Source organism: Synechococcus sp. RC10B2 (assembly GCF_047502635.1).
Window position 1 is genome coordinate 1 of sequence record NZ_JANSHO010000021.1, and the last position, 21,001, is coordinate 21,001.

Genomic DNA, 21,001 nt, shown 5'->3' on the forward strand with positions numbered 1-21,001 from the left:
ATTCTCGGAAGCTCCCGTCTACAGCCCGTCAGGGCTTAGCGGGAGAGGATGTCACCAGCCCAAGCAATGCTGAGCAGCCCTCGTAACCAAAGCTGCGCCTGTTGCGGCGAGCACTCCCTGGCAGAAGCAGGCGTGGAACCGGTGGACATGGGGATCCCCAGCGATCTGGCTTACCGCCATTTTAGGGGGCTGCAAGGCAGATCCCAAGGGCTGAAAACCCGTCTCGCGCGGGGATCCCCGCCCGAACCCCGGGAGGCTGCGGCAAAAGCTAGCGAATGTACTGGGCCAAAGCCCGCGAAGGATGGCCTAGGCGCAGCTTGCGCAGAGCATCCCGCTCGATCTGGCGAATCCGCTCCCGCGTTAAGTTAAAGTGATCCCCGACTTCTCGCAGAGTTCTCGCCCTTTGCCCATCCAGCCCATAGCGCAGCTCCAGCACCTGCCTCTCGATGGGCTTCAGGGCCTGCATGGCAGAACGCACATCTTGCCGCAGAGATTGCACGAGGATCTCTTCAAAGGGTTGCTCCTGCCGCTCATCCGGCAGCAAATCCCCCAGGCGGCTTTCCCCTTCCTGGCCAACCGGCACATCCAACGACAGGGGCAAAGCGGCAGCCTGCTGGATCATGCGCAACTTCTTAACCTTGATGCCCAGCGCCTCCGCCAGTTCGGCTTCTGTGGGCCGTCGCCCTCGGGCTTTCATCAGCTCGCGGTTGGTGCGCTTGAGCAGACGCACTTTGTCCACCATATGCACCGGCAGGCGAATCGTCCGGGCTTGGTTGGCAATGCAGCGGGTAATGCCCTGGCGAATCCACCAGTGGGCATAGGTGCTGAAGCGAAAACCTCGTTCGGCATTGAATTTCTCAGTGGCCCGAATAAGACCCATGTTGCCCTCTTGGATCAAGTCCAAAAAGGGCACCCCCCGGTTGAGGTACTTCTTGGCCACACTGACCACCAGGCGCAGGTTGGCGTTGATTAGCTTGCGCTGAGCCTGTTCCCCTTGGCGGATGCGGGAGCGCAGGGTAGACACAGGAATCTGCAGGGCTGCTGCCAGTTCCTCATCGCTGGGATCCTGCCCCCGCTGTTGCCGCCATTCCCTGCGGGCCTGATCGATGAGCAGCTTCTGCTGAATTTTGCGCGACAGCTCGATCTCCTCCGCGTGATCGATGCGGGGCACCCGACCAATTGTATTCAAGTAGTGATCGACGGCGTCTTCATTCAGCCGCAACCCGCTGGCGCCCGGCTCTAGGTCGGCCTCTGCAGCCGGATCCTGAGAGGCAGACTCGGCCTCAAGCCAGAGATCGTCGAGCTCCTGGCGGGACGAGGCAATGTTTTCAGGATGAGGACGAGAGAAAACCACGGCCAAGTGAGGAGAAAACGTCACCTCCTAGTCTAGAAAAGTTTCTCCCCCTGGCGCGAGCGAAAATCGATCATGGCCCTCTTTTTTGCCCGGAAATTTTTCCGGCTGGGTGCGGGAGTGGCAGGGATCCCATCTGCCAAGTTCTCGCCGGCAGCGCATCCTGCGCGAAAACATCCATAAGCGATTTTCGATCTAGACCTTGTGTAAGATATTCAGGAGACAGCTAGCTCGCCTGCTGTCGAGCAGGCTCCCACAGGTTCTATAAAGTGGAAGAGGAGGGGTAGCCTTGCCAGCATAGGCTACCATGGGGCGCCGCGGGAGCCATCGGCTTCCTCAGTCTGGAAAAGAATATTCACAATCTCTTGCTCCTATGGAGTCTAACCTCAACCAGCACCCTCCATCGGCCAACTTGATCGGAGAGCGGGTGCGCTGGGTAAGGGAGAAGCTGCAACTGACCCAAGATCAACTGGCGGGTCGCCTGGCTAAGTACGGCGTGCAGTTGGACTACGTCAAGATCGGCCAGGTGGAAAAGGGCAAACGGCGCGTCATCGACAAAGAGCTGGTGGCTTTTGCCAAGGCGCTGGGTGTCTCGGTTACCTGGCTGCTGAGCGGCGACGAATCTCACCTGTAGCGCCTCCGGGCAAGCACCATGTAACAGTTATTCAAGATCCCTGTCATTGTGCGTGAAAGCCCGCAAATAATTTTGCGCTTTGACCCTATCTTCGTCCAAGCATACGTGTAAATACTGATAACATCCTCTATAAGTCTGCCTGCCCAAGCCAAGCCTTGTCTCTGCCTCAACTCTCCTAAGGGACAGGAGAGATACACTCCTTGCCCTGTGAAAGGTACGGGCTTTCCCAAAAGGGATCCAGATCACTGGCGGCTTCACAGCTTTATCTAAGCTTGATATTGTGAAGTTAGTGTAAGACGACCCTCTTTTCTCTGCCTGTGTGAGGTTGACGGATGCTCTCTTTCTTTTTCAGCCGTTTCAACGGCGCCAACAGTCGGCAAAGCGGAGCCCATCGGGTTCTCGCCAGCAAAGCCACCAGCGCGCAGCGGATCCCGAATCGCATGTCTGCTCCCCACAAGGTGCTCAAGCAGGAAAGGCAAATGCAGCGGGAGCAGGAGTTCGCCGAGATGGAGCAAAACATCAGCCGCATCCACTACTTTTACCGGAAGGCAGACATGCCCCTGGAGATGCGGCAGCTCCTCACCTATCGCAAGCTGATGGAGCTGGACTACTTTACCCCCCAGGCAGCGAAAGAGCTGATCAGGCAGTGGCAGCAACAAGAAGAGCGAGAACAAGAACGCCGCGGGGCCTAGAAGTCGCTTCCGCGCCAAACCCGTCACAGTAGTAGCAACTCCGCTACAGGTACAGTTCGTCCAGAAGCTGCAGCAGGGCAAAGCAGAGCCCGGCGCTGGCCAAAGGCACGGTCAGGTTATCCAGCCCCCACCAAGAGAAGACCTCTAGGCCCATGGCCAGGCCTCCCACCAAGAGGCTGATGGCGAGCAAGGAGGGAGAAAAGCCGAAGTACCCCAGCAGCAGCGCCGCAATCACCAAGCTGCTCACTGCCCACATGGTCAGGGATCCCTCCCAACTTTTTTGAAGGGATCCCAGTTGATAGAGGTGCTTGCCCCAAGTTTTGCCCACCAAGCCCGCCAGCGCATCGGCCCAGGTCATCACCAAAATGCCAATCACCGCGAATACCTGTCGCTGCGGCAGCCAAAACCAATACAGCAACAGGCCAATGCTGACAGCATAGAAGAAAGTGCCGAAGCTACGCCGCCCGACCCCATTCAAGCTAGGCAAAATAGCCACCCGGTAGGAGAGCAGCGCCAGGCCGGCAAACACCAAGGAAAACCCCACCCCAAGCCAGCGGGGCACCTGCAAGGCCCAGGCCAGCAGAATGATATTGCCCACACCGATATGGACGACTTTGCGCACCCATTCCCCATCCACCTGTCGGGAGCGCAGCCATTCCGCAAAGGCAAATACGGAGGCCAGCCAGAGAGCGTAGCAAGCAAGCTGCTGGGTCAGGCCCATGAGCTGGCCTCAGAGGGTTTTCAAGTAGCTGAGCAAATCTGCCATCTCCTGGGGATCCGGCTGAAACTGGGGCATAGGCGGAGTTTTGCCACTGGTTACCTGATGAATGATAAACCGGTCGGAGCGGCGGTTGCTAACTCCCCGCAGGCTGGGGCCAACTCGGCCATCGGCTTCTTCTCCATGACAGGCGGCACAGTTGAGGGCAAACAACGAAGCACCATGGCTGGGCTGACCCTCTAGGCTGAGGACGGCTTTAGTGTAAGGATCCAGCCCAGCTCCTGCAGCCAGCCAAATCCAGGTGAGGATTGCCAGACCCACAACAGCCAAGCCCAGTCCAAGCTTTGTCGCCCAGCGCCCTGACAGCAGCGCTTGCAAAGAGTGGAGGAACGGTTGCGGACGCTGCGGGGAGGTTCGCTCAAGCTCACACTCACCGTCACCAGAGGGGCGAGAACTGCCCGATCCAGCGATGTCTGAGAGGAAGGAAGGCACAGACAACCCTGAGAGAAACCGTTTCAATAGTTTACATTTCCATCAATACGATAGCTCAGGGGCCCCTTTCTGCCAACAATCTGCAATGGTATTTACTTTTTCTTAATTATTTGTCGATGCTGGCTGAGGCTCGGGTTTCTCCGGGATGAGCCGGTGGGGAAACAGACGCTGCATAGCTTCTGCCTGGGCCCAGGGATCAGGATTGAGGCTGTGGATGGCGTTGGCCCACTGAAAGTGCGCCTGCAGGCGTCGGTAGAAGGATAAGTTACCATAAACGACGACGGCTGCCACCCGCTCTCGTTGTTGTTGCAGCCAATCCAGCACATAGTTGGGCAAAGGCTCCTCGACAAAGGCCTGGAAGATCAGTTGGCCGGCGCTGCCCAGGGCCGTCTCCAGCAAGCTCAAAGGGGTGAGAGGATGGCTGAGCAAAGGAGAGAAGCCGAGGCCGGCGGGAATGCTGAGGGCGGGAGAGGCCGCCGATAGCCCTGCTGTCTCAGCGCCAGGGGCGAGATCTTGCCAGATCCAGTTCCAACTGCCGGGGGGAGCGGGCAGGGGCAAAGCCTGGCCGCCTGTCACGCCGCCGCGGGCCATGGCAGCTTGACAGGGAGCAATATCCTGCTCGGCCAAGAGGGATCCCAACCGGGCGACTCTGGGCAGAGGCGGACGTGTGCCGAACAGCTTGGCTAGAGGTGAGTCCTTGGCGAGGGGATCTCCCAACAGCAGGGGTTTCAGTTGCTCGTCGGAAAAGCCGCGGCAGAGGGCGGGGTCGGTGGGGTCTTTAGCCCCCATCCAGCCGGGAACCAGGCTGAAATCCGTTTCCGCCAGGGCCGGCCACACTTGCTTGAGCAGGGCGGAGGCGGAGGGGAAAAGCCGCTGCTTGGCCCGCAGCACCCGCGTCACCGATTGGGCAATGGCCTGGGCGTCCAGGGATCCCTGCCGCACAGCTTCCACAATGGCTGTGACGGCCGCCACTGGGTCGGGAGGGGCCAAAAGGAGGTCGGCGCCGGCCTGGAGGGCCCGCACCGCCAGCAGGTGGGGAGAGGAGCCGACGCCAACGGCCAGCTCGTCCAAGAAGCCCTGATCGAGGCCCTCTGCCACAATTAGTCCACTAAACCCCCACTCTTGGCGCAGCAGTTGGGTCAGCCGCCCCGGCAAAAAAGAGATCGGCCAGCGCTCGTCCCACTCGGGAAGCACCACTGGCGCAACCGAGATGGCTCCCACCTGCTCCACCAAGCTGCGGAACGGCAGCCAGAGTCCTGCTTGCAGCTTGTCCAAGCTGAGGCTCAGGCGAGGACACCAGGGGACATCGGTTGGCTTTGGCCGCAGCGCCGCACCTGCCTGGGGCGGTTCTACCCAATCCTGGCCGGGGAAGGATCTGGCTGTGGTCAGGATCCCGCCGGGGACGGCCTGCTCACAGCCGCGCACAAAGGCGCGCGCCAGTTGCAAAACTAGGTGCGGCTCCTCCGCCAGCGCCAGCTCTGCTGGGCCTTGCCCCAGGGGCTCCGCCACCGGGCCCAGCAGCCAGTTAATGCCGATGGCCGCCGCCTCCCGCGCCGTGATCCTTCCCCACTGTTCCGCCCAGCGCTCGGCTTCGGATCCCAGGCGGCTCAGGCCCAGGGGGTGGGGGAAAGAAGTGGCTCCCTGCAGAGCCAGGCCGCGGCTGGCCTCGGCTGCCACAAGAAGGGGCAGAGTCGCCCAAGACTGCGCCTCCTCAATGAGGAGCAGGGCCTCAGCCACATGGCCATCGGTAATCCAGATGCCTCCAATCCCCACCTCTTGGATCAGCCGCTTGAGAACCTCTCGGGGAGGAGCCTGGGATCCCAGGCGGGCCGAGACCGGCACCACTAGCAGTTGCGCCACCTGCTTTGCCAGGGACAAGGGCTGCTCAAGCGCTGCAACCGGGGGTCCAGAACTACCCATGGACACTCCAGGAAAGTCTTCAGCGAGGGGATCCTATCGCTGGCCACAAGGCTGGGCAAGCACCCATCAGCGCCTTTGGGAAGCCCGGCAGCGGTCGCAGGTGCCGCAGGGCAGACCAGGCTGGTTCTCAGGGTAGCCAAAATGCCGCAGGATGACCTGCCAGCGACAGCCGCGGCTGTGGATGAAGTCGTCCATCCCCTGCCAGGGATCCTGCCGCGGCGGCGGCTGCCAGCGGCGGTGCAGCACTTGAAAGTGAAAGGGATCTGGCCAATGCAGACAGCCCATCTCCTGCAGCAGGCCCAGGGCCACCCGCGTCTCTCCGGGGGGCAAGTCGGCGTAGGATCCCTGGGGGGGCAGCGTTTGCAGCAAACGCCGCGCCTGGGCCAGCAAGCGCTCCTGCTGGGAATAGAAATAGGCTTGGCGCTGGCGATCGGTGGGATCCAAGAGGCCTGTCGGCTCGGAGACCAACATCAGGGCCTGGCAAGGGCCGCCATCCCGCCCGCCCCGCCCCACCTCCTGCAGGTAGTCCATTAAGTTGGGGGGCGGGTGAAAGTGCAGCACCCAGCGCACGTCGGGCTTGTTGATCCCCAACCCGAAGGCGTTGGTGCAGACCAGAAAGCGCAGCTCGCCCTCCAGCCAAGCCCGCTCCAGCCGACGGCGGGATCCCGCCTCCAGGCCGCCGTGGTAGGTGGCGGTTTTCTGGTTGCGGCAGCCCAACCACTCGGCCAGCTCCTCTCCATCCCGCCGCGTGCGCACGTACACCAGGCCCGAGCCGGAGTTTTCCGCCAGAAAGCGCAGCAGGCGCCGACGGCGATCCGCTGGGCTCCAGGCCACCGCCACGTTGAGAGAAATGTTGGTTCGCAGCGGGTCAGCGCGAATGCATTCCGGATTCTGCAGGTCGAGGATGTGGCGCAGGCGGCTGAGGGTTTCGGGATCGGCAGTGGCGGTAAAGGCAGCAATGGGAAAGGCAGGCTGGCCCAGGGCAGGGCGCACCAATCCCAGACGGCGGTAGTCGGGCCGGAAGGATCCCCCCCAGTGCACCAAGGTGTGCGCCTCGTCAACAATGAGGCCGTTGAGGGGCACCTGCTGCAGCCGCTCCCAGACTGGCGGGCTGAAGAGGGTTTCCGGCCCCAGATACAGTAGACGCAGCCGGTTCCCTTCCAAAGCCCGCAACACCCGCTTGCGCAGAGCTAGATCCAGCTCGCTGTGCAAACAGGCCGCCGGCAGACGGCGCTTCCAGAGATCCTGCACCTGGTCTTCCATCAGGGCAATCAGAGGCGAGACCACCAGGGTCAGCCCTGTCTGCAGCAAGGCCGGCAGTTGAAAGCACAGAGACTTGCCGAAACCCGTCGGCAACACCACCAGTGCATCCCGCTTCTCCAGCAAGGCACGGATGACCCGCTCCTGAGGTGGGCGCAGTGCCTCGTAGCCCCAATACTGCTTGAGGGCCCGTTGAATCTGTTGCCAATCCTGCAAGGAACACTCTCCCCCTCTGCAACCTGAGCCCGCCTGCCCCCCTTGCCAAAGACGCTGATTCTGGCACCCCTACCTGTGCGATCCTAGAGCTGGGACTTCCTAGTGCTCCCCTACCCTTGCCATGACAGCCATCGACTCCCCCCGCCTGCTGCAGCCCAGGACGGCCTCGGTGCACCGCCGCACCAACGAAACGGACGTTCAAGTGCATCTCAACCTCGATGGCAGAGGGCAGTACGAGATCGACACCGGGATCCCCTTCTTGGACCACATGCTGGCCCAGCTCAGCACCCATGGGCTAATTGATCTCCAGATCAAGGCCGTGGGGGATCTGCACATCGACGACCACCACACCAATGAGGACGTGGGCATTGCCCTGGGACAGGCGCTGGCGCAGGCGCTGCAGGATCGGCGCGGCATTTACCGTTTTGGTCACTTCTGGGCTCCGCTGGATGAGGCGCTGGTGCAGGTGGTGCTGGACTTTTCCGGGCGCCCCCACCTCAGCTATGGTCTGGAGCTGACCGTCGAACGCATTGGCCGCTACGAAACCCAGTTGGTGCGCGAGTTCTACCAGGCGGTGGCCAACCACGCCCAGCTTACCCTGCACATCCGCCAGGTTGCTGGTCTCAATGCCCACCACATCGTCGAGGCCAGTTTCAAGGCCTTTGCCCGCGCCCTGCGCATGGCCGTAGAACGGGATCCGCGCCGACAAGATGGGATCCCCAGCTCAAAAGGTGTTCTGTAGACTTAACCTCCGCCCGAGCAAGGGACAGCGCGACTGGCCAAAACAGTAGTGCCGCAAGCGGGCCAACTCCGCCTCGCTGAGATCCTGCCACTGGCCAGGGGCCAGCCCCTGCAGCGAGAGGGGCCCCAGCCCCACTCGCACCAATCTCAAGGTTGGAATGCCGACAGCGGCGGTCATGCGGCGCACCTGGCGGTTGCGACCCTCCCGCAGCGTCAGCTCCAGCCAGGTGGTGGGGATGGAGCGGCGAAAGCGGATGGGCGGATCCCGCGGCGGCAGCTCCGGCTCCTCGGCTAGCACTCTAACCTCAGCCGGCCGGGTCTTTCGCCCCTGAATGACCACTCCCTCTTGCAACTGCTGCAGGGCCTGGGGCGTGGGGATCCCTTCCACCTGCACCCAGTAGGTGCGCTCGTGGCCGAACTTGGGATCGATCAGGCGGGCGTTGAGGCGGCCATCGTCGGTGAGCAGAAGCAGACCTTCGCTATCGCGATCCAACCGCCCCACCGGATAGACCTTGGGCACCGGGATGAAAGACTTGAGGGTTGGCCGCCCCTGCCGGTCGGTAAATTGGGTGAGCACGCCGTAGGGTTTGTAAAACTTGAGGTAGCGCATGGCAAAAGTGTGGATCCCGTCTTTTAAGATTGGGCAGAGCAGCTTCAACGGTAAGATCAAGCCTTGGGCGCGGCGTTTTCCGTTGGCGGCAGAGTTTGACGGATCTCACTCATGACGATAGACAACACTCTACTCTGGGTTTTAATTGGAACGGCGGGGCTCTCCCTTCTCAGTCTGGTGTACGTGTGGGTGGATGAGGGGATCAAACGACGCCGTTACGAGCGGCAACAGCAAAAAGAGGCTGCCCAAGCCGCTGCCGCTGCCCCCGAGCCCACCGCCACAGAGCCAAAAGCCGAGCTCGAACCCTCCGCCTCTCTCCAGGAGGCAGAGGTAGCGCCTAATACACCCAATGCCTCAGCCGCTACCTCCGAGCCGCTTGCCGATACCGCTGCTAGAACAGAGGAGACGTCGGAGGCCACCCCTTGAAGCTGCTCTTCCCCCGTTCCGCCTAAGTCGGCAGGTGGGCTAACCTAAGACAGGAAGGCCAACGGGATCCCTATGTTGCGCCTGTTGCGGATCGAGAACTTCGCCCTGATCGAGTACTTGGAGATTCCCTTTCGGGCGGGGCTGAACGTGCTCACCGGAGAAACAGGGGCGGGCAAATCTATCATTCTCGATGCCCTCGATGCCGCGCTCGGGGGACCGGCTCGCGCTCTGCGCAGCGGCAGCGATCGGGGCTTGGTGGAAGCCATTTTCCAGCCTACGGCCGCGCTGGAGGCCTGGCTAGAGCAAGAGCAAATTGAACCTTTGGAAGAAGGCCTGGTCTGCAGCCGCGAGCTGGTGATGCGCAACGGCAAGCTCAGCAGCCGCCTGCGAGTCAATGGGGTGCTCGTGAACAAGGCTCAGATGCTCAGCCTGCGCTCCCAACTGGTGGAGATCACCGCCCAGGGCCAGACAAGCCAACTCCAGTCTCCCCAAACCCAGCGCCGCTGGCTGGATGCCTTTGGCGGCGAAAAGCTGCTGCGCCTGCGTTCAGAGGTGGCAGCTTGCTACCAAACCTGGAGCCAGCTCAAAGCAGAGATAGCCTCCCGCCAGCAAAACCAACACCTGCGGCTGCAGCGGCTAGATCTCCTAGAGTTGCAAGCCCAAGAACTGGCTGCCCTGCGCCTGGAGGATCCTGACGAGCTGACCAAATTGGAGCGGGAGCGGGAGCGCCTGGCCCACCGCGTGGAACTGCAGCAGCAGAGTTATGCCGCTCACCAACTGCTCTACCAAAATGACAGCGGCTCGCCGGCCATTGCCGATCTCCTGGCCCAAGCCGAGCGTCTGCTGCAGAGCATGGCCCAGCGGGATCCCGACCTAACTCCCCTAGTCGAGATGGTCAGCAGCGCCCTCGTTCAGGTGGAGGAGGCGGGGCGGGAGCTGCTGCGCTACGGCGAGACCCTGGAGGCGGATCCCAGTCGGCTAAGCAAAATTGAACGGCGCCTAGCCCAACTGCGACAGGCCTGCCGCAAATACGGCCCCACCCTGGCCGAGGTGATGGCCCACGCGGAGCGGCTCAAGGCAGAGCTGGCCCAACTGCGGGACGAGAGCACCGACTTGGAGGAACTAGAGGCGCGGCTAGACCAGGCAGCCCAGGAGCTGGAGCGCCACTGCCAGATGCTCTCGCATCTGCGGCAGCAGGCGGCCCACCAACTGGAAAAGGCTCTCGTGGAGGAGCTTGGGCCCCTGGGGATGAGCGGTGTGCAGTTCCAGGTGCAGATCCAAGCCGGATCCCCCACCGCCGAAGGGGTGGATCAGGTGAGCTTTTGGTTTAGCCCCAACCCCGGCGAGCCCCTGCAGCCGCTGGCCGACATTGCCTCCGGCGGCGAGATGAGCCGTTTTCTGCTGGCCTTAAAAGCGGTGTTCAGCCGCGTCGATCCGGTGGCTACTCTGGTCTTCGACGAGATCGACGTTGGCGTATCCGGCAAGGTAGCGCAGGCCATCGCCGCCAAACTGCACCAGATTGCCCGTAGCCACCAAGTTCTCTGCGTTACCCACCAGCCCCTGGTTGCCGCCCTAGCCGATCACCACCTGCGGGTTTACAAAGTGGTGCAAGAAGGGCGAACCTGCGTGCGGGTGGATTCGCTGAGAGAAGGGGAGCGCCGGGAAGAATTGGCCCAACTGGCTGCCGGCCACTCCGCCCAGGAGGCAATGGGCTTTGTGGAAGCCCTTCTCAAGCAGGCAGCCCAACTGCGCCAACTGCAACTGGCCGGCTCTGCTTAGCTCCCCTCTCCCCGAGGGTGAGGGCCTCAGCCGCCCAAAAATAGCTCCAACACCTCGGGGTTGTGCAATAGGTTGGGGCCGGTATCCTCAAAGCGGTTTTCTCCCATGGAGAGGACGTAGCCCCAGTCCGCTATAGCCAAGGCCTGCTTGGCATTTTGCTCGACCATTAGGATGCTGACGCCGCGGCGGTTGATCTCCTGCAGGAGGGCAAAGGTCTGCTCGACATACAGCGGCGACAGGCCGGCTGTCGGCTCGTCCAACACCAACAGCTGCGGCTCCGCCATCAGCGCCCGCCCCATGGCCAGCATCTGCCGCTGCCCGCCGGAGAGGGATCCCGCCGCTTGCTTTCGCTTTTCCCTTAGCGGCGGAAACAGCTCGTAAACCCGCTCCAGTTGGGCAGTGTAGTCGTCGCGCCGGATAAAGGCTCCCATCTCCAGGTTTTCCTCGACGGTGAGGGAGGGAAAGACATTGTTGGTCTGAGGCACAAAGCCGATCCCCCGCCGCACCAGTTGCTCGGCAGCAAGATGCGTGATGTCAGAACCTTGGAACAGCACTCGGCCCGAGCGGATGGTGGCCAATCCAAAAAGAGACTTGAGCACTGTCGATTTGCCCGCCCCGTTGGGGCCGATGATCACCACGATTTGCCCCGGGTTGACCTTGAGGCGGATCCCTTTGAGGATGTCCACGCCGCGGTAGCCGCTATAGAGATCTTGAATCTCGAGCAAAGGAGTCATGGCGGGGATCCCTCCGGCGAGAGGGTGGAGGCCGGTTCCGAGCTGAGGGCATCTGCTAAAGCGATGGATCCCAAATAGGCCTCCCGCACGGCTGGGTTTTGCTTGATCTCCTGCATGGATCCCTGAGTCAGCACCCTCCCCCCCGCCATGACCACCACGTGGTGGCAGAGGCGGGTCACCAGATCCAAATCGTGTTCGATGATGCAGAAGGTGCAGCCGCGCTCGCGGTTAAGGTACTCGATAAAGCGGATCAGGTCTGCCAGCAAAGTGCGGTTGACCCCAGCCCCCGGCTCGTCCAAGAGGATGACCCGCGCATCGGTCATCAGGGTGCGTCCCAGCTCCAGCAGCTTCTTTTGCCCGCCGGAAAGGTTGACCGCCAGTTGATCGCGCAGGTGGATGAGGTTGAGCCGTTCCAAAACTTCTCCAGCCCGAGCCTGAAGCTGGCGCTCCTGCCGCTGCACCCGCCGCCAGCGAAACCAGGCGTTGAACAGGTTTTCCCCCGCCTGCTTAGGAGGAACGACCATCAAGTTTTCTAGAACGGTCATGCGGCCAAACTCCCGCGGGATCTGAAAGGTGCGCACCAGACCCCGGTGGAACAAGCGGTGGGGAGGCAGGCCGGTGACATCTTCTCCATCCAGCCAGATGCGGCCGCTGCTGGGTCGAATAAACCCGGCAATGATGTTGAAAAGAGTTGTCTTCCCCGCCCCGTTGGGGCCAATCAAGCCCGTGATCCGGCCAGCTTCGATGCGGAAGGAACAGTGATCTAGGGCATTGACGCCGCCAAACTGTTTGGAGATGTTGTCAATAACGATCACACCGCTACCCTGGGAAAGCTCCATTCCCTAGTAGATTCACTATTTTATGAGCTTTCGTCGTAGGGTAAAGAAGCTTATTTAACCAAACTCGCCGATAGGCTTGCCAAGAAGCCCCCTGGCAGGGGTTGGGTTGGCTCTTGGAGGGAACCCTTTGAGGTGGGCTAACGTCTACTCCTATACCATCGACCTTTGAGAATTGCAGTTTTATTCCCTCATTGGAGCTCATTGGAGGTTCTTGGTTATGTCTCCCATGCACAAACTGACCCGGCGGGCCTTCGCGACGGCGGCAGCCCTGACAGCAGCAGCACTGGCCACCACCCTGCTGCCAAGCACAGCTCAGCAAGCAGCCAAAGCCCCGATCAAGATAGGAGCGCTGCTGTCTTTGACGGGCGACCTGCAGGCCTATGGGGAAAACTGCCTCAAGGGCATCAAGCTGGCTCTGGATCAGATTAACGCCGCTGGCGGCGTCCTCGGATCCCCAATCCAAGTGGTGGAGGCGGATGACCAAACCTCAGCCCAGCCGGCTATTGATGCGGCCAAGCGGCTAGTGAACGTGGAGAAGGTGGCCGCCATTGTTGGCGCTTTGGGCAGTGGCGTTACCATTCCGGTGGCCACGACAGTCACGGTTCCCAGCAAGATTCCGCAAATTTCGCCAGCTTCCACCGCTCCCACCATCACCACCCTGGACGACAATGGTTTCTTGTTCCGCACCGTTCCCTCCGATGCCTTCCAAGGGGTAGCCCTGGCGCAAATTACCCGCGAAGAAAACCTGGAGCGCCTGGCCATCATCTACATCAATAACGACTACGGCAAGGGGCTGGCCGACAGCTTCAAGGCCGCCTTTGAAAAGCGGGGCGGCACCATTACCAAGTCGGTTCCCTACGAACCCGGCCAAGCCTCCTACCGCGGCGAGCTGGATCAGCTCAAGGAAGGGGATCCCCAGGCGCTGGTGCTGATCGGGTATCCCGAAAACGGCGCGATCATCCTGCGGCAGGCTTTGGAAGGGGGGCTATTTGACCGCTTTGTCTTCACAGATGGCATGCGCTCTCCCGATCTGGCCACCCAGGTGGGGGCGGACAAGCTAGAGGGATCCATCGGCACCTCGCCCCAGGCTCTGACCGACAGCAAAGCCTACCAAATCTTTGCTGAAGCCTACAAAGCTGCCTACGGGGAGCTGCCCCCCACCCCCTACATCGACACGGCCTACGATGCCGCTTTTGTCTTGGCTCTGGCCATTCAAAAGGCCGGCAGCGCCGACGGCACCGCCATCCGCGATGCTCTGCGGCAAGTGGCCAATCCCCCCGGCACCGAGATCCTGCCAGGAGAGTGGGCCAAGGCAGTGGAGCTGCTGAAGAAAGGGGAAGACATCAATTACACTGGCGCTTCTGGCTCGCTGGACTTCGACGAGAACGGAGACGTGGCCGGAACCTTTGCCCACTGGACCTTCAAGGGCGGGCAGATCGTCGACTTGAAAGTGTTTGAGCCGGAAGGCTAAGAGTCTTTAGGCCGGTGGTGCTCGGCTTGGCCGGGCCAGTTCCCGCCTAAGCTCAAAAGCGGGGGCCTGCAGAGGAGACTTTTGCAGGCCCCTGTTTTTTGGGGAAGATCAACAAGAGGGGTGACAGCTTGGGAGCGAGTCTTTGCTGTGAACCTGTACCGAGATGTGCTGCGGCCCTTGATTTTTTCGGGCCTGAGGGCTGACCCGGAAACGGTTAAGGTGGGGCTCTTGCGCGCCTTGGAGTGGCTGGACGCCACCCAGGCCACCGGGATCCTGGCTCTTTTGGAGCGCCTGTTCTGCTATCGGGATCCGCGGCTGGAAGTACGGCTCTGGGGCCTCACCTTCCCCAATCCCATTGGCCTGGCCGCAGGCTTTGACAAGGATGGCCTAGCTGTGGGCGTCTGGCCCAGTTTGGGCTTTGGCTTTGTGGAGGTGGGCACCGTCACTCCTGGGCCTCAGCCGGGCAACCCCAAGCCGCGCCTGTTCCAGTTGCCCCAGGATCGGGCTGCTCTCAACCACATGGGCTTCAACAACCAGGGGGCGGCAGCTCTGGCCGAACGGCTGCGCCGGCTGCGCCAACGTCCCATTCCCATCGGCATCAACCTGGGCAAAGGGAAGGCCACCCCCCTGGAGGAGGCGGCGGCTGACTACCTGGCCAGCTTTCGTCTGTTGCGGGAGCTGGGAGACTATTTTGTGGTCAACGTCAGCTCCCCCAACACAGCGGGATTGCGATCCCTGCAGGCTGCCGAGCAGTTGGCGCCCATCCTGGCGACGTTGCAGGGGGAAAATCGCGGACAGAAGCCCCTTTTGGTGAAGATTGCCCCTGACCTAGATTGGCCAGAAATTGACGCCATCCTGGAGCTGGCCCAAGCCTACAGACTGGCGGGGCTTGTAGCCACCAACACTACCCTGCGCCGCGACAACCTGAAAACCCGCTTCCTGCCAGGGCTGGGGCCCCTCGCCGCGGCAGCCGGCGGCATCAGCGGCGCCCCCCTGCGGCAGCGCTCCACCCAGGTGATCCGCTACATTCACCAGGCCACTCAGGGGCAATTGCCGATTATTGGAGTGGGGGGCATCTTCACCCTGGCCGATGCCATGGAGAAACTGGAGGCCGGGGCCAGCCTGCTCCAGGTCTATACAGGCTGGGTCTATGAAGGGCCAAGCCTAGTTCCCCGCCTGTTGCGCGGCCTGGCCGCTGCCAGGAATCCCGCCCCTTCCTCCCCGGAGAGAATGCCGACAGGGATCCAATCCGGGCGTAAGATTGTTATGGATCCCTGAGGGAACTTGCCGGTGACTCTGCTGCAACATCTTTTCAAAACCCCCCATCCGGTTATTGGGGTGGTTCATCTGTTGCCGCTGCCCACCTCGCCCCGTTGGGGAGGGGACTTGGAGTGGGTGATCGCGCAGGCAGAACAGGCCGCTACCGCCCTGGCGGCAGGAGGCGTGGACGGGATCCTCGTCGAGAACTTTTACGATGCCCCCTTTGCCAAGGAGCGGGTGGATGCGGCGGTGGTGAGCGCCATGACCGTGGTGGTGCAGCGGATCAAGATGCTGGTTTCCCTGCCCATCGGGATCAACGTCTTGCGCAACGATGGCTACAGCGCCCTAGCCATTGCCGCCTGTGTGGGGGCCCAGTTTATCCGGGTCAATGTCCTCTGCGGGGCGATGGTGACCGACCAGGGCATCATCGAGGGAAATGCCCACCGCCTGCTGCGCTACCGCCGCGAGCTGGGGGCCGACATCAAGATCTTTGCCGATGTGCTGGTGAAGCACGCCCAGCCCCTGAGTCCCATCAGCCTGGAGGCGGCCATCGCCGACACGGTGGAGCGCGGCCTGGCCGATGCCATCGTTCTCTCTGGCTGGGCCACCGGAAAGCCGCCTCTTCTGAAAGATCTGAAGCTGGCCCGCCAAGTCGCCCCTCAGGTACCTCTGTTGATTGGCTCAGGAGCCACCGCCGAAAACATCGGCAACCTCATCCGCCACGCGGATGGCGTGATTGTGGCCAGTTCTTTGAAACGGCCGGCCCGTTCCGCCGGCATGCCAGCGGGCTATGCGGATCCCTTTCCCCTCATCGACCCAATCCGGGTGCGACAGTTTGTGGAAGCGTTGCACCTTGGCCTGGGCGAACGGCCCACCAATCCGGCTTGCCTGGCCACTCCCAGCTCTAGCTGCAGCTAGCCTTTGGGGATAGGATCGGCATTATTCACCGTATCAGAGCTTTCTAGCTTTCTTTTGATGTTGTCAGCTGAACTCGAAGGCTGGGGGTCTTCCTCCAGCCTGCCTTCTGCTCGCGTTGGCGGGGCGGAGTCCTTGCCCTTGGAGGAAGTTTCGTGGAGCCAGGTGCCGGCTCAGGTTCCCTGCATTTGGGTCATCGACGATGACCCGGTGAACCGTCGTTACATCGGCGAAGTCCTCAAAAGCTCCAACTACCGGGTGGAAAGCTGGGAAAGCGGCCAGTTGGCCTGGGAGCACCTGCAGACCCTGGATGAAAGCGAATGGCCGGATTTGATCATCTGCGACTGGGTCATGCCGGGTTTGTCTGGAGTGGAGTTGTGTCGCCGTCTAAAAAACTTGCCCGCCGGACAGTTCATCTATTTCATCTTGCTCAGCGCCCGCTCCGAAGTTGAGGATCGGGTGCAGGGACTGGATGCAGGGGCAGATGAGTTTATCGCCAAGCCGATCGATCCTGAGGAGCTGCGGGCACGGGTGCGGGCGGGGCTGCGCCTGCAGCGGCTTACCCAAGCTTTGGCTCAGGCCAACCGGCAACTGCGGGCCCGCAACGAGCTGTTGGAGTCTCTGTCTTTGACGGATCCCTTGACCGGTGCCTTGAACCGCCGCGCCCTCGACCAGGCGTTGCCACATTTGCTCAAACAGGTGGGGCCGCGTGAGCAAGCCCGCTATCGCTATCTCTGCCTGCTGATGATGGATGTGGATTACTTCAAGCAGGTTAACGACACCTACGGCCACTATATCGGCGACTGCGTGTTGCAGGCCATCGTTGGGCGGCTGCACAATCAACTGCGCCCCTCCAGCCTGCTCTACCGCTACGGCGGCGAAGAATTTGTCTGCGTCACCCCTGGGCTCAACCCCGCCCGCTGCCACCGCTACGCCGAGTCTCTGCGCCGGGCCATCGCCAGCCGGCCAATTGAGGTTGCGCCCCAGCGCAGCCTGCCTGTCACCATCAGCATTGGCGGGATCGTCCTCAGCGAAGATGGCCCCCTAGCACCTGAGGCCGCTCTCCAGAAGGCAGATGAGGCCCTCTACCAGGCCAAGCAGGCGGGGCGCAACCGCGTACATCTTTTCTTGCCACCGCCGCCGGAGAACTACTGTCCTTCGCCGGGCTCAAAGGAGTAGCCAGAAGCTGCCGCCAAGGCTTCCAGCGAGCGCAGCCCCACGTAGGTGCGGCCGTTGATAATCCAGGTGGGATAGCTGGTGATCCCCGCTTCTGTGCATTCTTGGGCTTGGGGCGTACCGGGGCCGTTGGGGGAGCATTCCACGTAGGGCACCTGTTCAAAAGCCGACCCAAACAGCTCCTTCTGCTCCTGACAATGGGGGCACCAATAGGCCCCGTACATGGTGCCGCCGATCTGCCGCAGGTGGGCCGCCAACCCTGCCGCCAGGGGGCTGGGTGGGGGAACTTGGTTGGCATACACCCCAATGGTGGCCACCAAGGTGAGAAAGCTTACGAGAATATAGCTGAAGGCCAGCTTGCCCCAATCCAGCCAGCGGTGGCCCAGCAGGGTTACCGCCCACAGCCCCGCCACCAAGACTATGGCGGTGGTGCAATACAGACAAAACTGCCGCAGCACCGCCACCATCAGGTAAAGCATGTACATCTCGAAGGCGGTCATGGCGGAAACCAGGCCAAACAGGGCCGGCCAGCGCCACCGCTTCACCAGCGGGATGCCATCCGGCAAAACCGCCAAGGCCAAAACGGCCAGAAACCCCAGTAGGCCAACTGTTGCCGTCGGGATCCCCAAAAACTCTGCCCAACGGCTGGAGAGCACCAGGTCACACCCCCCATCTCCTGTGCAGAAAGCGGCAGGTTGATCGGTCAGCTTGGTGTAGGTAAGGTAGGCCGTCAACAGGGATCCCAAGCCCGCCAAGGTTGCCAAGATCGGGCGAGCATGGCGCTGTAGCCAGGTCTCTTCTTGGGCTTTGAGTTTGAGATAAGAGGCCATGGGGGGTTCAGCAGTTGGACACCCCCGATTATAGTGGGGCGGAGCGGGTCTCGTCCTTGGGATCCGGCGCAGAAGCGCTGCTCGAGCGCCGCACTTGGGCAGCAAACCTATCCCCCAGCGGCTCCAGCTCCCACCAGGATCCCAGCTTGGGGTCAGAGATGGGCCGGTCGCAGATCCCCCAGCGGCGACGAAAGTAGCGGGCCAGATCTTTTTCGGCCAGAGCCAGATACACTGGCCGGCCATGGGGACAGGTGTGGGGATTGGCGGTGCGCTGCCAGGCTTCCAGCAACTGTTGCATCTGCTCCAGGGTCAGGGGGATCCCGTTGCGCAGGGCGCCACGACAGGCCACCGCCACCTGGGCCGCTTCCAGGTCAGCGCAGCGGCTCAATTCTCGGAGGGATCCCTGCACCTCCTCCGGATCTTCCGACCACAAGGCCAGCGGCAGGCGGCGCATCAGATAGGTGTTGGGGCCAAAAGGCTCCGGCTCCAGGCCCAACTGCTCCAACTGCTCCACCGCTTGGGAGGATAATCCCTCCAGCATGACCGGCGTCTGCAGCTCCACCGGCTGCCAATGCCGTTGGATGTACTCGTAGCGCACCCGCTCGTGGGCCAGGTGCTGTTCCACCAGCCACAGCCCCTGAGGGTGCTCCGCCAGGATGTAGGTGCGGTAGAGCTGGGCTAGGGCCTTTAGAGGAGGTAGGGGGGTAGACGGCTGGCCAGAGGGAGCTGGATCTGGGCTTTTGGGACTTGAGGTAACCCTGTAGACCGACTTGGCCTCGCTAGCCCGGATGAGATGCAGCGAGCGGCGGCTGGCTTGCTCCGATCCCGATTGCAGAAGAGCGTGCAAGTGCTGGCGCAATTGCTCCTGTCGGATCTCCGGATCCTGTAGATAGAGCTCACTCTTAGCAGGATGGCGATTCCAGTCCACCTGCTCAGGTGGCAAGCGCAGATGCACCACCACCAGCGGGTAGCGGTGGCGAGGCAAGGTGTGCTGAAAGACTGACTGGATCAGCCGTTGCCACTCCGGCATCTGCACAAAGCGCCCGTTGACGGCCACGCGGATCCAATCGGGGCGGGGGCGATGCAGGCGATCCGGCAGGCCCAGCACCACTTCCCAATCGCTATCCCCCTCCTGGATCCGCTGATAGCGCAGATCCGAAAGATCCACCTGCGGCAACACTTGTAGCAGCAGATCTTGCAGAGACTGGCCTGGCCACAGGCTGAGCAACAGTTGCCCCTCCTGGCGCACCTGCCAACTGACCCAAGGATGGGCCAAGGCCGCATTCTGCACCAGCGTCAAGAGCGGGCGAGTCTGGGGCAGGGAGCAGCGGCGCAAGGGCCAATCGGCAAACAAATCCGCCACCGTCACCACCGTTCCCAAGGCAGTGGCTGCCGGCTGCTGGTGGGCCAGCTCCCCTTGGCGGTCGTAGGTGGCCAGCCAGCCGTGGGCATCGTCAGCGTGGCGGGTCTGAATGGTCAGGGATCCCAGCCGGGCCAGGCTGTGCAAGGCTTCGCCCCGAAACCCCAGGCTGCAACCGTCCAACTTGCTGGTGGTGTGGCGACGGGCCACCTGCTCCAGCTCCGAAGCGGGGATCCCTTGGCCGTTATCGGCCACCCGCACCTGCCAGCGGCTGGGCCAGATCTCCACCTGAATGCGGGTGGCCTGAGCATCGAGGGCATTTTCCAGCAATTCTCGCAGAGCAGCCCCCAGCGAGTCGATCACCTCTCCCGCGGCCATCTGGGCGATCCGCTCTGGGTTCAGGGGTTGGATTTTGGACATGGAGTGAGTTGAGAAAGCAGACTCTCTTCCTGCCAGCTTGTCGCCAAAAGGCCAACAGCGCCGAGCTTTAGCTTAGCTCTCTCCCTCTGTTGCCAGTGGACAGCGCCTTGCCAATGGTTTTCATTAACTTCAAGGCTCCCCTCAGGCCAAGTGAAGGATTGAGGTTCCGCCTTCCTGCCCATCGGTAACCGCCAAGAACTTCGAGAAACTTCGAGAACAAGAGAGCTGAGCGGGTGGCCAGTCATAAGGAAACCTTAAAATCCCAAGGCCAGCCATCAGCCTCTACTAGGATTTAAATAGTAAAATTTCTCATTAAGGAGGAGATTATGGCAGCACAGCAAGCTCCGGCCCGAGAGCTATTCAAGGAGGCTTTTGAGAATCGCTACACCTGGGACAAAGACTTTCCTGGCTACCGAGCTGAGATAACCTACTTTCCCAAAGAAGGTGACAGCAGCCTCTCCTTCTCAGGAGTTGTGAGTATTGACCGCAACATGAAGATCGATGTTGCCGGCGTCGAGGACGAGGAGATCCGCCAGAAAATACGGGAACAGATGTGGGAAGTCATGGTGCATCGCGTTCGTCATTCCTTCGACGAGGAACACGGTGGCCACACCTTTGCCTATGGAGAGCCACAAAATTCAGACATCACTGAAGTTCTTGTTTCGGGCTTATCTTCTACCGATAGGTACTGGGTTCAGGGCAAGCACATTCAAATGGTACATCGCCATCTTGCCAATCGGACAATTACAGTCTCAGTTCAAGAGTTTTACGATACAGGTGAGGGCTACCTACCCACTCACTACACTGCTGAGTATTGTAGCCCAGGAACTGGAGAAAAAACTCAAGCAAAGATGATCTACGAAGATCGTTATCAAAAAATAGGTCGGTATTGGATTCTGGTTGAGAGAAGAATTTGGGAAGAGCAGGATGGCCAAAAAAGTTCATCCCCTCAACTTTTCCTCTTCTCTAATATTCGATTTTTCGAATAGCTGAGAAAAATAAGTTTTTCTTTGCGGCTGTGGGCATCTCTCATTATAGAAGGTGATGAGGTGCTCACAGCCAAGCTCAAAACAGATGGCCACAGGGTACAGCCTGTTAAGGACTCAAGGGGTACAATAGCAGCACTTAGCAAACCAACTTCGGAAGGAGGATGGATT

The 21,001-nt window shown here is 61.3% G+C and carries 20 protein-coding genes; 10 read left to right on the forward strand and 10 right to left on the reverse strand.

The window, feature by feature from the left end; translation table 11 throughout:
• Positions 1–268: 268 nt before the first annotated feature.
• A complete protein-coding gene (locus NW855_RS03545) occupies positions 269–1,378 on the reverse strand; it encodes an RpoD/SigA family RNA polymerase sigma factor (RefSeq protein ID WP_240527797.1) in 1,110 nt (369 codons plus the stop codon).
• Between the two features lie 346 nt (positions 1,379–1,724).
• Here NW855_RS03545 and NW855_RS03550 point away from each other — a divergent pair, with 346 nt between their 5' ends.
• A complete protein-coding gene (locus NW855_RS03550; RefSeq protein ID WP_041438621.1) occupies positions 1,725–1,985 on the forward strand; it encodes a helix-turn-helix domain-containing protein in 261 nt (86 codons plus the stop codon).
• Positions 1,986–2,317: 332 nt separating this feature from the next.
• The gene (locus NW855_RS03555) at positions 2,318–2,677 is read left to right on the forward strand and encodes a hypothetical protein (protein ID WP_011431418.1); all 360 of its coding nucleotides are present in this window, start codon (positions 2,318–2,320) and stop codon (positions 2,675–2,677) included.
• A gap of 43 nt (positions 2,678–2,720) precedes the next feature.
• Here the strand turns inward: NW855_RS03555 and NW855_RS03560 are convergent, their stop codons facing one another.
• The 4 genes from NW855_RS03560 to NW855_RS03575 form a co-directional block, all read right to left on the reverse strand.
• Positions 2,721–3,398 (reverse strand): diacylglycerol/polyprenol kinase family protein, encoded by a 678-nt coding sequence (locus tag NW855_RS03560; RefSeq protein ID WP_011431417.1) that lies wholly within the window; start codon positions 3,396–3,398, stop codon positions 2,721–2,723.
• Positions 3,399–3,407: 9 nt separating this feature from the next.
• Entirely contained in the window at positions 3,408–3,725 is a 318-nt protein-coding gene (locus NW855_RS03565; RefSeq protein ID WP_011431416.1) for a c-type cytochrome, read from the reverse strand.
• Between the two features lie 264 nt (positions 3,726–3,989).
• Positions 3,990–5,765 carry a glycoside hydrolase family 3 N-terminal domain-containing protein gene (locus tag NW855_RS03570; protein WP_414508353.1) on the reverse strand — a complete coding sequence of 592 codons (1,776 nt, stop codon included), beginning with the start codon at positions 5,763–5,765 and terminating at the stop codon, positions 3,990–3,992.
• A gap of 108 nt (positions 5,766–5,873) precedes the next feature.
• Positions 5,874–7,283: a RecQ family ATP-dependent DNA helicase gene (locus tag NW855_RS03575; RefSeq protein WP_414508354.1), complete on the reverse strand. Its 1,410-nt coding sequence runs from the start codon at positions 7,281–7,283 to the stop codon at positions 5,874–5,876.
• A gap of 121 nt (positions 7,284–7,404) precedes the next feature.
• On the opposite strand from NW855_RS03575, the gene hisB reads away from it, so the two are divergent.
• Complete coding sequence (gene hisB / locus NW855_RS03580; protein ID WP_099812743.1) at positions 7,405–8,025, forward strand: imidazoleglycerol-phosphate dehydratase HisB; 621 nt, start codon at positions 7,405–7,407, stop codon at positions 8,023–8,025.
• Here hisB and NW855_RS03585 read toward each other — a convergent pair.
• Complete coding sequence (locus NW855_RS03585) at positions 8,008–8,634, reverse strand: pseudouridine synthase (protein ID WP_099812744.1); 627 nt, start codon at positions 8,632–8,634, stop codon at positions 8,008–8,010. The two genes, hisB and NW855_RS03585, sit on opposite strands and share 18 nt — an antisense overlap.
• Before the next feature lie 111 nt (positions 8,635–8,745).
• Here NW855_RS03585 and NW855_RS03590 point away from each other — a divergent pair, with 111 nt between their 5' ends.
• Together NW855_RS03590 and recN are read left to right on the forward strand one after the other, a co-directional pair.
• On the forward strand, positions 8,746–9,060 hold the full coding sequence (locus NW855_RS03590) for a hypothetical protein (protein ID WP_414508355.1): 315 nt from the start codon (positions 8,746–8,748) through the stop codon (positions 9,058–9,060).
• Between the two features lie 72 nt (positions 9,061–9,132).
• Positions 9,133–10,839 carry a DNA repair protein RecN gene (gene recN / locus NW855_RS03595; RefSeq protein WP_099812745.1) on the forward strand — a complete coding sequence of 569 codons (1,707 nt, stop codon included), beginning with the start codon at positions 9,133–9,135 and terminating at the stop codon, positions 10,837–10,839.
• Between the two features lie 26 nt (positions 10,840–10,865).
• Here recN and NW855_RS03600 read toward each other — a convergent pair whose 3' ends face one another.
• Both NW855_RS03600 and NW855_RS03605 read right to left on the reverse strand, forming a co-directional pair.
• Complete coding sequence (locus NW855_RS03600; protein WP_414402698.1) at positions 10,866–11,573, reverse strand: ABC transporter ATP-binding protein; 708 nt, start codon at positions 11,571–11,573, stop codon at positions 10,866–10,868.
• On the reverse strand, positions 11,570–12,412 hold the full coding sequence (locus NW855_RS03605; protein ID WP_414402699.1) for an ABC transporter ATP-binding protein: 843 nt from the start codon (positions 12,410–12,412) through the stop codon (positions 11,570–11,572). The genes NW855_RS03600 and NW855_RS03605 overlap by 4 nt, the downstream gene beginning before the upstream one ends.
• A gap of 217 nt (positions 12,413–12,629) precedes the next feature.
• Between NW855_RS03605 and NW855_RS03610 the strand changes: the two genes are divergently transcribed.
• The 4 genes from NW855_RS03610 (at position 12,630) to NW855_RS03625 (ending at position 17,237) form a co-directional block, all read left to right on the forward strand.
• Positions 12,630–13,883: an ABC transporter substrate-binding protein gene (locus NW855_RS03610; RefSeq protein ID WP_414402700.1), complete on the forward strand. Its 1,254-nt coding sequence runs from the start codon at positions 12,630–12,632 to the stop codon at positions 13,881–13,883.
• Positions 13,884–14,030: 147 nt separating this feature from the next.
• Entirely contained in the window at positions 14,031–15,161 is a 1,131-nt protein-coding gene (locus NW855_RS03615) for a quinone-dependent dihydroorotate dehydrogenase (RefSeq protein WP_011431406.1), read from the forward strand.
• A gap of 12 nt (positions 15,162–15,173) precedes the next feature.
• Positions 15,174–16,061, forward strand: a complete 888-nt coding sequence (btpA, locus tag NW855_RS03620) for a photosystem I biogenesis protein BtpA (protein ID WP_011431405.1) — start codon at positions 15,174–15,176, stop codon at positions 16,059–16,061.
• A gap of 138 nt (positions 16,062–16,199) precedes the next feature.
• Complete coding sequence (locus tag NW855_RS03625; RefSeq protein ID WP_414508356.1) at positions 16,200–17,237, forward strand: diguanylate cyclase; 1,038 nt, start codon at positions 16,200–16,202, stop codon at positions 17,235–17,237.
• Here the strand turns inward: NW855_RS03625 and NW855_RS03630 are convergent.
• Both NW855_RS03630 and mutL read right to left on the reverse strand, forming a co-directional pair.
• Complete coding sequence (locus NW855_RS03630; protein WP_011431403.1) at positions 17,207–18,064, reverse strand: vitamin K epoxide reductase family protein; 858 nt, start codon at positions 18,062–18,064, stop codon at positions 17,207–17,209. The genes NW855_RS03625 and NW855_RS03630 overlap by 31 nt on opposite strands.
• Before the next feature lie 28 nt (positions 18,065–18,092).
• The gene (mutL, locus tag NW855_RS03635) at positions 18,093–19,844 is read right to left on the reverse strand and encodes a DNA mismatch repair endonuclease MutL (protein WP_099812750.1); all 1,752 of its coding nucleotides are present in this window, start codon (positions 19,842–19,844) and stop codon (positions 18,093–18,095) included.
• Between the two features lie 326 nt (positions 19,845–20,170).
• On the opposite strand from mutL, the gene NW855_RS03640 reads away from it, so the two are divergent.
• Positions 20,171–20,833 carry a DUF3386 domain-containing protein gene (locus NW855_RS03640; RefSeq protein WP_011431401.1) on the forward strand — a complete coding sequence of 221 codons (663 nt, stop codon included), beginning with the start codon at positions 20,171–20,173 and terminating at the stop codon, positions 20,831–20,833.
• Positions 20,834–21,001 lie beyond the last annotated feature (168 nt).

Excerpts from the sequence above, each read along its gene's own strand:
- NW855_RS03550 (WP_041438621.1), top strand. The coding sequence starts at position 1,725 with ATGGAGTCTAACCTCAACCAGCACCCTCCATCGGCCAACTTGATCGGA.
- NW855_RS03555 (WP_011431418.1), top strand. The coding sequence starts at position 2,318 with ATGCTCTCTTTCTTTTTCAGCCGTTTCAACGGCGCCAACAGTCGGCAA.
- NW855_RS03560 (WP_011431417.1), bottom strand. The coding sequence starts at position 3,398 with ATGGGCCTGACCCAGCAGCTTGCTTGCTACGCTCTCTGGCTGGCCTCC.
- hisB (WP_099812743.1), top strand. The coding sequence starts at position 7,405 with ATGACAGCCATCGACTCCCCCCGCCTGCTGCAGCCCAGGACGGCCTCG.
- NW855_RS03585 (WP_099812744.1), bottom strand. The coding sequence starts at position 8,634 with ATGCGCTACCTCAAGTTTTACAAACCCTACGGCGTGCTCACCCAATTT.
- NW855_RS03590 (WP_414508355.1), top strand. The coding sequence starts at position 8,746 with ATGACGATAGACAACACTCTACTCTGGGTTTTAATTGGAACGGCGGGG.
- recN (WP_099812745.1), top strand. The coding sequence starts at position 9,133 with ATGTTGCGCCTGTTGCGGATCGAGAACTTCGCCCTGATCGAGTACTTG.
- NW855_RS03600 (WP_414402698.1), bottom strand. The coding sequence starts at position 11,573 with ATGACTCCTTTGCTCGAGATTCAAGATCTCTATAGCGGCTACCGCGGC.
- NW855_RS03605 (WP_414402699.1), bottom strand. The coding sequence starts at position 12,412 with ATGGAGCTTTCCCAGGGTAGCGGTGTGATCGTTATTGACAACATCTCC.
- NW855_RS03610 (WP_414402700.1), top strand. The coding sequence starts at position 12,630 with ATGTCTCCCATGCACAAACTGACCCGGCGGGCCTTCGCGACGGCGGCA.
- NW855_RS03630 (WP_011431403.1), bottom strand. The coding sequence starts at position 18,064 with ATGGCCTCTTATCTCAAACTCAAAGCCCAAGAAGAGACCTGGCTACAG.
- mutL (WP_099812750.1), bottom strand. The coding sequence starts at position 19,844 with ATGTCCAAAATCCAACCCCTGAACCCAGAGCGGATCGCCCAGATGGCC.
- NW855_RS03640 (WP_011431401.1), top strand. The coding sequence starts at position 20,171 with ATGGCAGCACAGCAAGCTCCGGCCCGAGAGCTATTCAAGGAGGCTTTT.